This is a genomic window from Flavobacterium sp. LC2016-12, assembly GCF_015351595.1.
In the GTDB taxonomy this organism is placed as follows: domain Bacteria; phylum Bacteroidota; class Bacteroidia; order Flavobacteriales; family Flavobacteriaceae; genus Flavobacterium.
The window spans coordinates 45,284-59,910 of record NZ_JADKPT010000019.1; the positions used below are offsets into that span (position 1 = coordinate 45,284).

Consider the following 14,627-nt stretch of genomic DNA (forward strand, 5'->3'; position numbering starts at 1 on the left):
TTTTTATAGAATCAACTGACTTTATAAGGAAAGTAATTTTTGTTTGGCCTGATGTTGCATTTCTTCAAAGAAAGTAGCGAATTCCTGCTCAAATTCGACGTAAAATTCTTTAAGCTCTTCACTTGCAAATTGCATTTTTGAAAGGTTTTTCGACCTTCGATCCATTTGGGTTAGAATCTGATGAATACCATCAACAGTTCTATAACTTAAAAGCCAGTTTCTTTCGATCATATAAGGCATTAAACCTTGAGTTTTTTCGGTCAGAATATCATAATTGGTATGAAGTGAATTGTAGAAGCGATTGATAAAATCTTCTAGTTTTTCATCCGAATATTTGCTCCAGTTTTTTGCTAAAAAATGATCGTAAACAATGTCTACAATCACGCCGGCATAATGATGATATTTTTCATGTAACCGTTTGGTACTTTGTCTAAATACGTCATGCGAATCTGTATAAGTATCTATAAAACGGTGTAATATAATTCCTTTTTGCACATCTTCAGGAAAATGCTCAAACTGTTTTCCACGAATACCATCCGCCATAAAATTGCCGATTTTGATCAAATCATTATCACCTGAAAGATATATGTGGGCTAGGAAGTTCATTTTTTTTTGAGTTGCTAAGGTTCTGAGATGCTAAGATTCTAAGTTCTCTCTTGTAAATGTATAAAAACTTTTTTAAATCGGTTTTGTAATAAATCATAGCAACTTAGTCCCGAAGCCTCGGGATAGCCCTTCGCAACTTTTTTTTAAATCTTAGCACCTTAGCCCCTTAGCATCTCAGCAACTTTTCTATATTTGTAAATAAAAAATAACCATATCTCAAAAAAATGACTTTAATAAAATCAATATCCGGAATTCGCGGAACTATAGGAGGAAAAGTTGGTGATAATCTGACTCCGGTTGATGCTGTGAAATTTGCATCAGCTTATGGAACTTTTCTGAAAAATAATACTTCAAAAGAAAAATTAACGGTTGTGATTGGTCGTGATGCCAGAATTTCTGGTCCGATGATTCATAATTTGGTTGTAAATACTTTAATTGGTTTAGGAATTAATGTAATTGATCTTGGACTTTCAACAACACCAACTGTAGAAGTTGCTGTACCATTAGAAAAAGCTGATGGGGGAATTATCTTAACGGCTTCTCACAATCCAAAACAATGGAACGCTCTTAAATTATTGAATGAAAAAGGAGAGTTTTTAAGCGGAGCTGAGGGAGCTAAAATTCTTGAAATTGCAGAAGCAGAAGCTTTCGATTTCTCTGATGTAGATAACTTAGGAGAAATTATAGTTAATGATGCTTATATGGATATTCATATTGACGAGGTTTTAAACTTGCCTTTGGTTGATGTTGAAGCGGTAAAAGCGGCTAAATTTAAAGTTGTTGTTGATGGAGTAAACTCTTCTGGAGGAATCATTATTCCGAGATTATTAGAATTAATGGGCGTTGAAGTTGTAAAATTATATTGCGAACCAAACGGACATTTTCCTCATAATCCAGAGCCTTTGAAAGAACATTTGACTGATATTTCAGAATTGGTAGTTAAAGAAAAAGCACATTTGGGAGTTGTAGTTGATCCGGATGTAGATCGTTTGGCTTTCATCAGCGAAGACGGTGAAATGTTTGGAGAAGAATACACATTAGTGGCTTGCGCCGATTATGTTTTGAGTAAAACTGCAGGGAATACAGTTTCAAATATGTCATCATCACGTGCTTTACGTGATGTTACTAAAGCGCATAACGGAAACTATGAAGCAAGTGCTGTAGGAGAGGTGAATGTAGTGGAGTTGATGAAGAAAAATAACGCTATCATTGGTGGTGAAGGTAACGGTGGAATTATTTATCCGGAATCGCATTACGGACGTGATAGTCTGGTTGGAGTTGCCTTATTCTTAACGCATTTGGCAAACAAAAAAATGTCGGTTTCGGCTTTGAGAGCTTCTTATCCGGAGTATTATATGAGCAAAAATAAAATTGAATTAACACCACAAATTGATGTTGATGCTATTTTGATTGCCATGACTGAAAAATATAAAAACGAAGATATTACTACGATTGATGGTGTAAAAATTGATTTCGCTACAGAATGGGTTCATTTAAGAAAATCAAACACAGAGCCGATTATTCGTATCTACACTGAAGCTCCTTCTCAGGAAAAAGCTGATGTTTTAGCACTTCGAATTATCGATGAAATAAAAGCAATTGCCGGAATTTAGTTAAAAAAGATTCTAAGATTTTTAAATCTGTTTCAAACAAAAAAAACTCTTTCATTAAGTTGAAAGAGTTTTTTTTTGGAACTATTTTAGAGAGGTGGTTATTAGTCTTTGATAATTTTAAGTGATTTTTTAACTGTGCCATAAGTGGCTGTCACGATATAAACTCCAGTTGAAAGTTTATCCCCTATTTTAATATCTTCATTCGTAAAATGATCATTTGAAGAATAACAAACAATCCCTTTCATGTCGATAATTTTTAGACTTAAAGGCTCAGTTTTATCCGATTTTATATGAAGTGTTGCTTGTGTTTTAACTGGATTTGGATAAACAGTAAAGAAATCTTTTTCAAGTATGGGATCGTTTACACCTAAGTTGGCAGCAGCAACATCGATAAAGTTAAAATTCATATCATTTGATTTAAACTTGATTTTAAGATAAACTTCTCCTTTTGGCAATGTAACGCCAGTCACAAGTTCATCAGCATAGGTTTGGTACCCGCCAGTAACTGGAAAAGTTTCATCTGTTTTTACTACAATATCATTCACTAAAACATCAAATTTACCTGGAACCGTTGGAGATGCTACTCTAAAAGTCAAATTATAAGTTCCGGCATCGGCAACATTTAGTATAAATTCATTCCAGTCTCCTGCTTCAATAAAACAAACATTTTGACCAGTTCCGGAATCTGTAGTACTTTGTAAGCCAGTTCCTTTTCTTCTATAATGTTTGTTGGCTGTAATTCGGCCAGGAACATTCATTTTTTTTGAAGTGTAAGTTGTATTTATGTATTCAGTACCAATAGGTTTTAAAACACCACTTTGAGGAGCTAACAATTGTCCTTCCTGCATGTCTATCCAATCGGCAGGAACTCTTCCTGTAAACCAGGAATATCTGTAAATGTCTGGATCATTTTCAAAACTGGTAATGATTTCTTTCATGAAGGTAGTTTTCTGATCAGCAGTTTGAATAACTCTATTTGCAAATTCAGTTACCCAAACTGGACGATTGTATTTTTTAAGAAGACCTGTAACGCCAATGACAGAGCCTGATGTATTATCATAAGTATGAAAAGCAATATAATCGACTTTACAATTTGGGCATAAAAGGAAAAATTGATCGTGCCAGGCTACAGGATCAGAAAAACCACCGTAGTTATTTGGACCATTGTAAGCTGGTGAAGCACTAACAATTTCCAGATTTTTTGCTGCTGCAATTTTTTCTACATTACCCCATGCATTTACAGCTTCTTGCGGCGTTAATCTGGCACCATCATTAAAATTTGGTTCGTTAAAGGCCAATAAATATTTGGCACCTGGTTTTATTCTGTTAATGAAAGCCTGTACTTCGGCATCGCTAATTTTTCCCCAGGCCATTGGTACATATTCAACACCTAGCGATTCATAATTTGTATTAATATCGTTTTCAGGTGATGAACCCCAATTGTACCACCACGAAACTCCAGGTTTTAGAGCGAGTAAATCGGCAGTAGAATTGTTTCCATAAGCAATACCTCTTTTTGGACTTTGAGCAAAAGTGGTTATGTAGATAACAGATATAAAAAATGTAAAAAGTAATTTTTTAAACATGGTAATAATTTTTAATGTGGTTTTTGGATAGATTTTAATCAACTTCAAATGTATACTGTTTGTGTAGATTATCATTTATTCAAATTCATAAAAAATCATTACAAAAACCCATCAAAATGTTCTTTAGATGTCTTAAAAACATTGTTTTCGAGTTTTAGCCGACTTACATAAAAGCAAAAGTCCAAAAAGCATTACTGCCTTTTGGACTTTTAAGTGTTTTTTAATTAAAAAGTTTTATTGAACGCGATGTTTCCATCTTTTATGCGTCCATAAATAATATTCAGGAGCTTCATAGATTTGTTTTTCTACTTCTCTTAGATATTTCTCCGTGATTTCGAAATTTTCATATTCTTTTGGATTATCAGCAATTGGTATAATCGTCGCTTCATAATAACCTCTGCCAACTTTTTTCACTTTGATGAAAATAACGCTTAAGTCATATTTTTTAGCCAACATTTCAGCTCCTGTATGAACCGGAACTTCAATTCCCATAAATTTCATCGAATGAAAAATTCTGTCCAGTTTTGGTGATTGGTCACTGGCCAAACCATAAAGACTCAAAATTCCGTCACGTTGGTTTTGTGCCATTAACGGAATTGCTTTCTTCGTTTCGACTAACTCAGCGTCATATTTTCCTCTGATTTTGCGAACCAGTTTATCAAAATAAGGATTTGCAATTTTTTTATAAACACCAACGCCATTAAAAAGCATTCTTTTGTTAAGTGTCAAAAGCCATTCCCAGCTTGCGTAGTGTGAAGCCACTAAAACAACACTTTTACCTTTTCTTTCATATTCATGAAAAAGATCCATATTGGTAATGGTAAATCTTTTCTCCATTTCCTCAGGCGTAATGCTCATTGTTTTGATCATCTCCAGAAACATATCACACATATGCTGATAAAATTTCTTTTCGATTTCTTTTCTTTCAGCGCCACTTAAATGTGGTAAAGTAAGTGCCAGATTTTCGCGCACTACTTTTCTGCGATATCCAATAACATGATATACAAGGAAGTAAACGAAATCCGAAAACCAATAAAATATACGAAAGGGAAGTATTGAAATAAGCCAAAGAAAAGGATAGGCTATTATATAAGCGAGAAACTGCATCTAGTTTTTTTTACAAAGATAAATTAAAAATGAATAACCATGGATGTTTTGGTTTCTTGTAAAGTTATCTTTGAGAATGATTATATTTACCGTTCACATTAAATATTTTTTATGAATACCGTTAATACCGTTTTGGTTGGGATTATAGTTGCCAATGCCTTGATTAGTTATAAAGGTTTTAATGATCTTGCTTTTTTTAGAAAATACGAATTTCACGTAGGAAGTATTCGTTCAGGTGAACAAATCAGAATGTTGTCGTCTGGTTTTTTACATGTTGACATGATGCACTTAATATTTAACATGTTGACACTTTGGTTTTTTGCACCGGTTGTTATTGAGTGGCTAGGTACAATTTCTTTCATTCTGATTTATTTTGGAAGTTTGATTTTTGGAAGCTTACTAACAATGTTGTTTCATAAAAACGATTATAGTTATAGGGCAGTAGGAGCTTCGGGCGCCGTGACCGGAATTTTATATTCTGCTATATTATTGCAGCCCGATATGATGTTGGGAATCTTTTTTGTCATTCCGATGCCCGCTTATTTGTTCGGAATTTTATATTTATTGTATTCGATATACGGAATGAAAGCCAAAAATGACAATATTGGGCACACAGCACACTTTGGAGGTGCTATAGGTGGTTATTTGATTACTTTGGTAAAAGAACCTTCCTTAATTGTAGACCATAGTTTGATGGTTATTTTATTAGCCATTCCTATTTTAATACTTTTTGCGATGGCTAAATTAGGAAAATTGTAAGGTTGGCATAACTTTTGAAATGCCCTTATCATAATTTTAAAATATAACAAAAATGAAGAAAGTAGTATTATTTTTAACAATCATGTTTATGACTATGTCTTACGGCCAGGAAACCAAACAAATTCCGCAGATCAATGTAAATGGAGAAGGAAAAGTAAAAGTAGCTCCTGATCAGGTTTCTATTTCAGCTACAGTTGAAACTAAGGGAAATAATGCTAAAGACGTCAAAAAGCAAAATGACGAAAAAATGGACGCTGTCTTGAAATTCATCAAAAAAATGAATATTCCAGCAACAGATTTCAGAACAAAACAAGTTGCTCTTAATCCGCAATACGATTATGAAAAAAAGAAAACAAGCTATAATGCTGTTCAGACAGTTGAAATTTTGGTGAAAGATTTATCTAAGTACGATGAATTGATGGAAGGTTTAGTTCAGCAAGGAATTAACCGTTTGGACAAAGTTTCTTTTGAATCATCAAAATTAGTGCAATATCAATCTGAAGCAAGAAAAATTGCAATGAAAGATGCTAAAGCAAAAGCCGAAGATTACGTTTCTGTTTTAGGTCAAAAAGTAGGTAAAGCTTTTGTGATTTCGGATAACTCACAAGTTTATCATCCACAACCAATGTATGCGATGAAGTCTATGGCAATGGATAATGCTGAAGGTGCTTCTAACGAAACATTAGCAATTGGAGAAATTGAAATCACAGCAAATGTAAGTGTGAGTTTTATTTTAGACTAAAAGATATAATAAATTCCAATATTTAAATCCCAAATTCCAACTTAACAATTGGAATTTGGGATTTTTTATTAAAAGTCTTTTTTTTTTAGGTTAGGGATTTAAAAATTTGAAATTTACGCTCTTAAACTGGCAGATTTTTTTCAAACGCAGCACCAAAAGAAAAAAACGAATCCGTGCTTCCAACGCCTTCAATTTGATGAATCTGCTCGTATAAAATTTTACGAAGCTCTTCATTATTAAAAGAAACAATTTTAATAAATAAGGCATATTTTCCCGATACCCAATGGCATTCGATCACTTCCGGGATTTCTTTGAGTTTTTCGGCTATAGAGTAGGAGTAACGGGCTTCTTTCGTAACAATTCCCGTATAGGTAATGGTTTCAAAACCAAGTTCTTTAGCGTTTAGTTTTACAGAGAAACCTGTAATAACTCCTGCTTCCTGCAATTTCTTCACTCTTAAATGTACCAAAGAATTGGATATATTTAATTCCTTCGCAAGATCTGAAAATGGTATTCTTCCATTCTCACTTAGTTTCTGCATAATTTCTCTATCTAAATAGTCAGTATTTTCATTCTTCTTAGTACCCGCCATAGCTCTTGATTGTTTAGATATTCTATTATTTTGACAATTCTTATGTTAAAACTAGATTTTAAAGTGTCAAAATTACAAAAAAAAGTGTTTAAGATGTCTATATATCAATAATCGTATCCTATGGCTGTTATATGTACATCTTTATGTATAGATTTGTGTCATAATAACAGTATTTTAACATAACAGAAATGAATAAAGATCAATTACTTACGAAACTATGGGAGCAATATGCTGATATTACTCCATCTGCAAAAAAAATACATGAATTGTTAGAAGACAGAGGTGAAGAAATTCAGAATGATCATATCGCGATTCGTACTTTCAATGATAAACGTGTTAATATCGAGGTTTTAGAAAAACCTTTTTTAAATGTTGGTTATGAAGCAAGAGGAGAATATAATTTTGAGACTAAAAAATTATATGCCAAACACTATGAGCACACTACTGATAAGAACGCTCCAAGAATTTTTATTTCTGAATTAGAATTAGAAAAGTGTTCAGCTGAATTGCAAGAAACAGTACAAGATATCTTAAACAGTTGTGATCAAAATGTATTCAACGATTCAGAATTGGTTTTAAGCGGTTCTGTTTGGAAAGGAAATTCACAAAAAATCTACAAATCATTATTAGAGGAATCTGAATATGCTGCCTGGATGTATGTTTACGGTTTTAGAGCCAATCACTTCACTATAAATACTAATGCCTTAAAAGAGTTTAAAACTTTAGAAGAATTAAACAGCTTTTTAGAAGAAAGCGGATGGAAATTAAACGCATCCGGAGGGAAAATCAAAGGTACACCGGAACAATTACTGGAACAATCAAGCACATTGGCAGATTTGTACGTGGTAGATTTTGAAGAAGGTGCTTTAGAGATTCCGTCTTGTTATTACGAATTTGCCCTGCGTTATCCAATGGCAAACGGAGAATTATACCAGGGATTTGTTGCATCATCTGCCGATAAAATATTTGAGAGTACTGATGTAAAGCTGCAGGAAACTAAATAATAAAATTCAAAATAAGTTTATTGACAATGCTTTATTCCTGCAAGGTTTTTTCAACCTTGTAGGTATGACTATATATTCAAAACCTGATATTTAAAACCTACAAGGTTGAAAAAACCTTGCAGGATAATGAACTTAGGGAGTTAAAAACAATCCTGCTTTTTGATAAAAGCAGTATAACAAATTAATAAAAAGTCGAAATGACAACAACAGAAATAGGATTCGGAATTAAAGAAGCTTTAGACCAATTGGGTATAAAGGAAATTAACGAAGGAACTTCAACAGGATTAAATAATTTTTCAAACGGAGAAATTTTAGAGAGTTTTTCTCCGGTTGATGGAGCATTAATTGGAAAAATTAAAACTTCAACAGCAGCAGATTATGAAAAAGTAATGGAATCGGCGACAGCGGCTTTCAAACAATTCAGAGTAATGCCAGCACCACAACGTGGAGAAATCGTGCGTCAGTTTGGTGAGAAATTGAGAAAAAACAAAGAAGCTTTAGGTAAACTGGTTTCTTACGAAATGGGAAAATCACTGCAGGAAGGTTTTGGTGAAGTTCAGGAAATGATCGACATCTGTGACTTTGCAGTGGGTCTTTCACGTCAGCTTCACGGTTTGACAATGCACTCTGAACGTCCGGGACATAGAATGTACGAACAATATCATCCTTTGGGCGTTGTTGGAATCATTTCTGCATTCAACTTTCCGGTAGCAGTTTGGGCCTGGAATACAGCTTTGGCCTGGATTTGTGGCGATGTTTGTGTTTGGAAACCTTCTGAAAAAACGCCTCTTTGCGGAATAGCATGCCAAAATATTATTGCTGAAGTTATCAAAGAAAACAACCTTCCAGAAGGAATTTCTTGTTTAATAAATGGTGATTATAAAATTGGGGAATTATTGACAAGTGATAAACGTGTGCCGTTAATTTCAGCTACTGGTTCTACTCGTATGGGTAAAATTGTCGCACAGGTAGTTGCGGGACGTTTAGGAAATTCATTATTAGAATTAGGTGGAAACAATGCCATTATTGTAACGCCGGACGCAGATATTAAAATGACTGTGATTGGTGCTGTTTTTGGTGCTGTGGGAACAGCCGGACAAAGATGTACTTCAACGCGTCGTCTGATCATTCACGAAAGTATATATGATAAAGTTAAAGATGCAATAGTTTCTGCCTACAAACAGCTACGCATCGGAAATCCATTAGACGAAAAGAACCATGTTGGTCCGTTAATCGACAAACATGCGGTTGAAATGTATAATGAGGCGCTGGAAAAAGTAGTTGCCGAAGGTGGAAAAATCCTAGTTGAAGGTGGTGTACTTTCAGGAGAAGGTTACGAAAGTGGCTGCTATGTGAAACCTGCAATTGCTGAAGCTGATAATACATTTGAGATTGTACAACACGAAACTTTTGCCCCAGTATTGTACTTATTAAAATATTCAGGAACTGTTACAGATGCAATTGAAATCCAAAATGGCGTAGGACAGGGATTATCATCTGCAATTATGACCAATAACTTAAGAGAAGCGGAACTATTCTTATCAGTTACAGGCTCTGATTGTGGTATTGCAAATGTAAATATCGGAACATCTGGTGCTGAAATTGGCGGTGCTTTTGGTGGAGAAAAAGAAACAGGCGGAGGAAGAGAGTCAGGTTCTGATGCCTGGAAAGTTTACATGCGAAGACAAACGAATACAATCAACTACACTACTAGTTTGCCATTAGCACAAGGAATAAAATTTGATTTATAGACCCCGGAACAGGTCTGTAGAAAAAATCAGAATAAAGAGAATACCGTAGTTTATTTGGTCAATGTTTTTTCGGCATTGACCAGATAAATTGCCTGCATAAACTAAAAAACAAAAAAAGAAAACGAGAAAAAAATTAATCAAAACTATTAACCAAAATGAAAAAACTATTAATCAGGAAATTAAATTTTATTCCTTTATTGTTATGCTTGTGGTTGCCAACCATCAACTTTGCACAAGCACAGAAAACAATTTCAGGAAAAGTCACGGATGAAAAAAATAATACGCTGCCAGGCGTAAGTATTTCGATTAAAGATTCAAAATACAATGCAGCAACAGATATTGACGGAAATTATACACTGGTCTATTCGTCAAGTCTCGTAGATCCGGTTATCATTTTTTCATATATGGGATTCATAGGAAAAAGCGAAGCCGTAAATAACCGTGCAGAACTTAATATAGTAATGCAGGAAGAGACCAATAAACTGAATGAAGTAGTAATTATTGGTTATGGTTCTCAAAAGAAAAGTAACGTAACAGGAGCAATTTCGACCGTTAAAAAAGAAAGCCTTGAAACCAGGGCTACAACAAACCCGGCTGAGGCACTTCAGGGTTTGGTTGCCGGAGTAAATGTTCAAAAAAGCGGTGGTGTTGCAGGCGCCTCTGTTAGTGTAAAAATCCGTGGAGTAAATACCTTTGGCGCAACAGAACCACTTTATATTATTGACGGATTTCAAGGATCAATTACAACAGTAAACCCAACAAATATAGAATCTATGGAGGTTCTCAAAGATGGTGCCGCGGCTGCAATTTATGGATCTGTCGCTGCTAATGGTGTTATTATTGTAACGACAAAAAATGGTCAGAAAGAGGGCGTAAAAGTAGATTTTAGCTCTTTTTTAAGCATTACAAATCCTTCAAAAACCTTAGATTTATTAGATGCTGACGGATATCGTACAGTTAATAAAAGAATGTACGATGAGTACAATAAATATGCAACTTCACCAAAACCGCTTCCAGCCTATATAACAGCTCCATCTGATGTTAATACAGATTGGCAGGATGAGGTTTTCCGTTCAGGACTTACTCAAAACTACGGTTTAGGTGTCCAGGGAAGACAAGGTGATTTTAAATTTGCTTTATATGGTAATTACGTAAAGCAAAAAGGAATCGTGATTGATAATGAATATGGTCAGCAAACCGCTAGTGCAAGAGTTAGTTTCAAGAAATCAATTTTTGATGTAGATGGAAAAATGGCTTATATGGCAACACAAAATGCATTGCCTAATTTTCAACTAAAAGAAGTATACACAATGGCGCCGCTGGTTCCTGTTTATGATGAAACAGAGCAATATGGATATGGGCTGTCAGATAAGAATGGTTTACCAGCAGGAACAAATCCGGTTGCTGAAGAACACTTTAGAAAGAGCAACGACATAGGACAAGATTTAACAGCAAATATTGCAGTAACTGCAAACCTTGCTTCATGGATAAAATATAAACTAGCTTATTCTTACAGAGTAAAAAACAACCAGCAAACGGCTCACTTTCCACCGTTTATTGCAAACCCAAAAGAGGTTCATCTTTATCCAATGCAAACGGAATTGAGAACAACGTGGGATGAGCAAATATTAGATAATATTATTACGATTGATAAAACTTTCGGAAAACACGTTTTTGGATTAATGTTGGGAAATACTTTTAATAGTCAGTCTTCAAACTGGAATCAGGTTAGTGTGGAAGGAAAAACAACAGATTATTCTGTAGAAGACGGACAACTGGTTTCTATCGATCGCCCATCTGGATTCCTGGATCCTGGTTTTGAAACTATTGGTGCAGGAAAAGGAGGAACATATGCTGCCGATGGTTCAAAGTTTCAATACAATCGCGTATCTTTCTTTAGCAGATTAAACTACTCTTTCAATGATCGTTACTTAGTTCAAATGACAGTTAGAAAAGATGGTTCTTCTAAATTTGGAGAAGACAGCCGTTGGGGAACATTTCCATCTATCGCTTTAGGATGGAAAATAGAACAAGAAGATTTTTTCCCGAAAGACATGATTCTTTCAACTTTAAAATTACGTGCGAGCTGGGGACAATTGGGTAACGAAGCAGCGTTAGGATATTACTCAGCAAATACTTTAATTAAAACAGGTAATTCTTTAGGTTCAGGTTACGTACAAGGAAACGGAAGTAACCCTTGGCCGGGAAGTATTGCAACGGCATTAGAAAATAGAAACCTTCAGTGGGAAACTACAGATTCTAAAAATATCGGTATCGATTATACCCTTTTGAAAGGAAAAATCAGTGGTTCGATGAACTATTACCATAATGTAACAGATAATTTATTGATTACAAAAAAAATGGCTCCATCTGCAGGTATCGACGACCCGATTCTTAACGTAGGTAAAATTAGCAACAGCGGATTTGAATTTGAAGTAAATTATCGCGATCAGGTTAATGAATTCAAATACAATGCAGGTTTAAATTTTACTACGCTTAAAAACAAAGTAGAAGAATTGGCAAATGAAGGACAGACTATCTACGGAGAAGGATTGAAATTCGGAGATGAACACTTTCCAACTCAGGCTCGTGTAGGAAGCCCAATTAGTGGATTCTATTTATATCAAACTGATGGAATTTTTCAAACTTCAGAAGAAGTAAATGCGCATAATAAAAATGGCGTTTTATTACAGCCAAATGCACAACCGGGTGATATTCGTTTCAAAGATTTGAATGGTGATGGTGCTATTGATGAAAATGATAAAGCATATGCCGGAACAGGATTACCAAAATTAGAAGTAAATCTTAGTTTAGGAGCTAGCTACAAAGGCTTCGACTTCTCTGCTTTAATTGGAAGCGGATGGGGAAATAAATTATATAACGGAAACAGATATTTCTACGAATCTATGAATTCGGGAACCAATATGTTGGCTTCAACATTAAATTCATGGACACCCGAAAATCACAGTAACATTCCTCGTGCAGTATTGCAGGATCCTAATGGAAACAGTCGTGAATCGGATCGTTTTCTTGAGAGTGGAGATTTTATTAGAATGCGCCAATTGCAATTGGGATATACTGTACCAAGCAAACTGTTAGGAAAAGCAAATACAGACAAGCTTAGATTTTATATAAGTGCTGAAAATTTGTTTACCATAACTAATTATTCAGGTATCGATCCGGAATTCTCTCGTGCCTCAGTAATTGACACTGGTGTTGACCGTTTTGTTTATCCATTTACAAGATCATTTGTATCTGGTGTTCAGTATATATTTTAATTCTATTTAAAAAAGACATTCTCATGAAAAAGATATTTTTATTATTATCCACTATAGGTCTGTTCACTATCACAAGTTGTAGTGATTATCTTGACCAACAATCTCCGGACCAACTTACTTCAGATAATTTCTGGAGAAATAAAGCTGATGCCGAATCTGCTTTAGCTTCAACATATTCACAATTGGAATGCGCCGTTGATGAATGGGCTTTCGCCGAAGTAAAATGGCCTGTAGAAGCGTATCGCGAAGACATAAACGAATTAGGAAGTGATGCTTTGAATTACCAAAACTGGGTAGAGCTTTCAACATTTACCTATACAAACGGAAACAGTCAGTTTACAAGCTATTGGAAAATCAATTACAGAGGAATCAGTAATGCGAATCAGGTAATTGATAAATTGCCACAAGTTCCTGCTTCAGAATTAAATGACGCTGATAGAAAACAAATTGAAGCCGAAGCTCGTTTTTTACGTGCTTATTATCACATGAAATTGCTTCTGAACTGGGATCAAATCTTCATTAGAAATAAATATGTAACTAAAGAAAGTGATCTTAATATTCCGTTATCAACACGTGCAGAAGCCTGGGATTTTATTACGGCAGAATTCAAAGCCGTAGCTGATGTACTTCCTGCAAAACAAGCTCAGGATAAAACAGGTCGCGCTACAAGTGGCGCCGCAAACAGTTACCTTGGATTTGCTTATTTGACAAGATCTTATGAAGAAACTGCTCAAAAGCAAAATTTCCTAAACGAGGCACTTACAGCATTGAATAAAGTACAAGGGTATGAGTTAGTTAAAGATTATGTTTCTATGTTTGACGGTACTACTAAAAACACAAAAGAATCTATCTTTGAATTACAATTTTCTGAAACTACAGCAAATGGAGCATTCTATCGTAATGCGCTTCATTACTGGATGGCAGCGGCTGAACTTGGTGGATGGGATGAAATCCTTCCGAGTGCAATGCTGGTAAACGAATTCAAAAAAGAAGGAAAAATTGCTACTACAGGAAACTATGATTCACGTCTTTATAGCACCATTTTCTTCAAAGATCCTTATTTCAATGATCCTGAAAACCCAATGGTAATAGGAACAACGTATGATGAAAAATTTGGAGATACAGACAAACCGGTGTATCGTAAATACATACCAAGTACTCAGGAGAAAATGGATCAGGAATTTACCGCAATCAACATTCCGCTTATGCGATATTCAAATGTATTATTGATGCAGGCTGAGGTGTTAAATGAATTAGGACGTAGCGCAGAAGCTATTCCGTACATCGACAAAGTTCGTGAAAGAGCTGATATGCCTGGAATGACAGGAACAACTGCGGCAGAAGTAAGAACTCAAATCGAGCACGAAAGAATCGTAGAATTTCCTCTTGAAAACTATCGTTTTTACGATTTACGTCGTTGGGGTAAAACAAAAACTGCTCTTGATGCAGTAGGACGTACTGGTTTTGATCCATCAAAAAATAACTTTTACCCAATTCCATTGACAGAATTACAAACGAATTAATACTGTAAATGATTTTAATTTAAAAAGAATAGCCTATATTTCTTGGGCTATTCTTTTTATGTAAAA

General features: G+C 34.8%; 11 protein-coding genes. 7 read left to right on the forward strand and 4 right to left on the reverse strand.

Annotation, left to right across the window (positions count from 1 at the left end):
* Positions 1-21: 21 nt before the first annotated feature.
* The gene (locus IRZ99_RS20885) at positions 22-606 is read right to left on the reverse strand and encodes an ACP phosphodiesterase (RefSeq protein WP_194659310.1); all 585 of its coding nucleotides are present in this window, start codon (positions 604-606) and stop codon (positions 22-24) included.
* Between the two features lie 224 nt (positions 607-830).
* Between IRZ99_RS20885 and glmM the strand changes: the two genes are divergently transcribed.
* A complete protein-coding gene (gene glmM / locus IRZ99_RS20890; protein WP_194659311.1) occupies positions 831-2,219 on the forward strand; it encodes a phosphoglucosamine mutase in 1,389 nt (462 codons plus the stop codon).
* A 101-nt stretch (positions 2,220-2,320) separates the two neighbouring features.
* Here the strand turns inward: glmM and IRZ99_RS20895 are convergent, their stop codons facing one another.
* Together IRZ99_RS20895 and IRZ99_RS20900 are read right to left on the reverse strand one after the other, a co-directional pair.
* Positions 2,321-3,805, reverse strand: coding sequence for a glycosyl hydrolase (locus IRZ99_RS20895; protein ID WP_194659312.1), 1,485 nt, complete (start codon positions 3,803-3,805; stop codon positions 2,321-2,323).
* Positions 3,806-4,039: 234 nt separating this feature from the next.
* The gene (locus IRZ99_RS20900; RefSeq protein ID WP_194659313.1) at positions 4,040-4,912 is read right to left on the reverse strand and encodes a lysophospholipid acyltransferase family protein; all 873 of its coding nucleotides are present in this window, start codon (positions 4,910-4,912) and stop codon (positions 4,040-4,042) included.
* A 111-nt stretch (positions 4,913-5,023) separates the two neighbouring features.
* Between IRZ99_RS20900 and IRZ99_RS20905 the strand changes: the two genes are divergently transcribed.
* Positions 5,024-5,671, forward strand: coding sequence for a rhomboid family intramembrane serine protease (locus IRZ99_RS20905; protein WP_194659314.1), 648 nt, complete (start codon positions 5,024-5,026; stop codon positions 5,669-5,671).
* 52 nt (positions 5,672-5,723) lie between these two features.
* Positions 5,724-6,413 (forward strand): SIMPL domain-containing protein, encoded by a 690-nt coding sequence (locus IRZ99_RS20910; RefSeq protein WP_194659315.1) that lies wholly within the window; start codon positions 5,724-5,726, stop codon positions 6,411-6,413.
* Positions 6,414-6,534: 121 nt separating this feature from the next.
* Here the strand turns inward: IRZ99_RS20910 and IRZ99_RS20915 are convergent, their stop codons facing one another.
* Entirely contained in the window at positions 6,535-7,005 is a 471-nt protein-coding gene (locus tag IRZ99_RS20915; RefSeq protein ID WP_194659316.1) for an Lrp/AsnC family transcriptional regulator, read from the reverse strand.
* A gap of 188 nt (positions 7,006-7,193) precedes the next feature.
* Here IRZ99_RS20915 and IRZ99_RS20920 point away from each other — a divergent pair, with 188 nt between their 5' ends.
* From IRZ99_RS20920 to IRZ99_RS20935, 4 genes are all read left to right on the forward strand, one after another.
* Complete coding sequence (locus tag IRZ99_RS20920) at positions 7,194-8,009, forward strand: DUF1338 domain-containing protein (protein WP_194659317.1); 816 nt, start codon at positions 7,194-7,196, stop codon at positions 8,007-8,009.
* Positions 8,010-8,206: 197 nt separating this feature from the next.
* Positions 8,207-9,760 carry an aldehyde dehydrogenase family protein gene (locus tag IRZ99_RS20925; RefSeq protein WP_194659318.1) on the forward strand — a complete coding sequence of 518 codons (1,554 nt, stop codon included), beginning with the start codon at positions 8,207-8,209 and terminating at the stop codon, positions 9,758-9,760.
* A 155-nt stretch (positions 9,761-9,915) separates the two neighbouring features.
* Positions 9,916-13,038, forward strand: coding sequence for a TonB-dependent receptor (locus tag IRZ99_RS20930; protein WP_228519141.1), 3,123 nt, complete (start codon positions 9,916-9,918; stop codon positions 13,036-13,038).
* A gap of 23 nt (positions 13,039-13,061) precedes the next feature.
* On the forward strand, positions 13,062-14,561 hold the full coding sequence (locus IRZ99_RS20935) for a RagB/SusD family nutrient uptake outer membrane protein (protein WP_194659319.1): 1,500 nt from the start codon (positions 13,062-13,064) through the stop codon (positions 14,559-14,561).
* Positions 14,562-14,627: the final 66 nt, after the last annotated feature.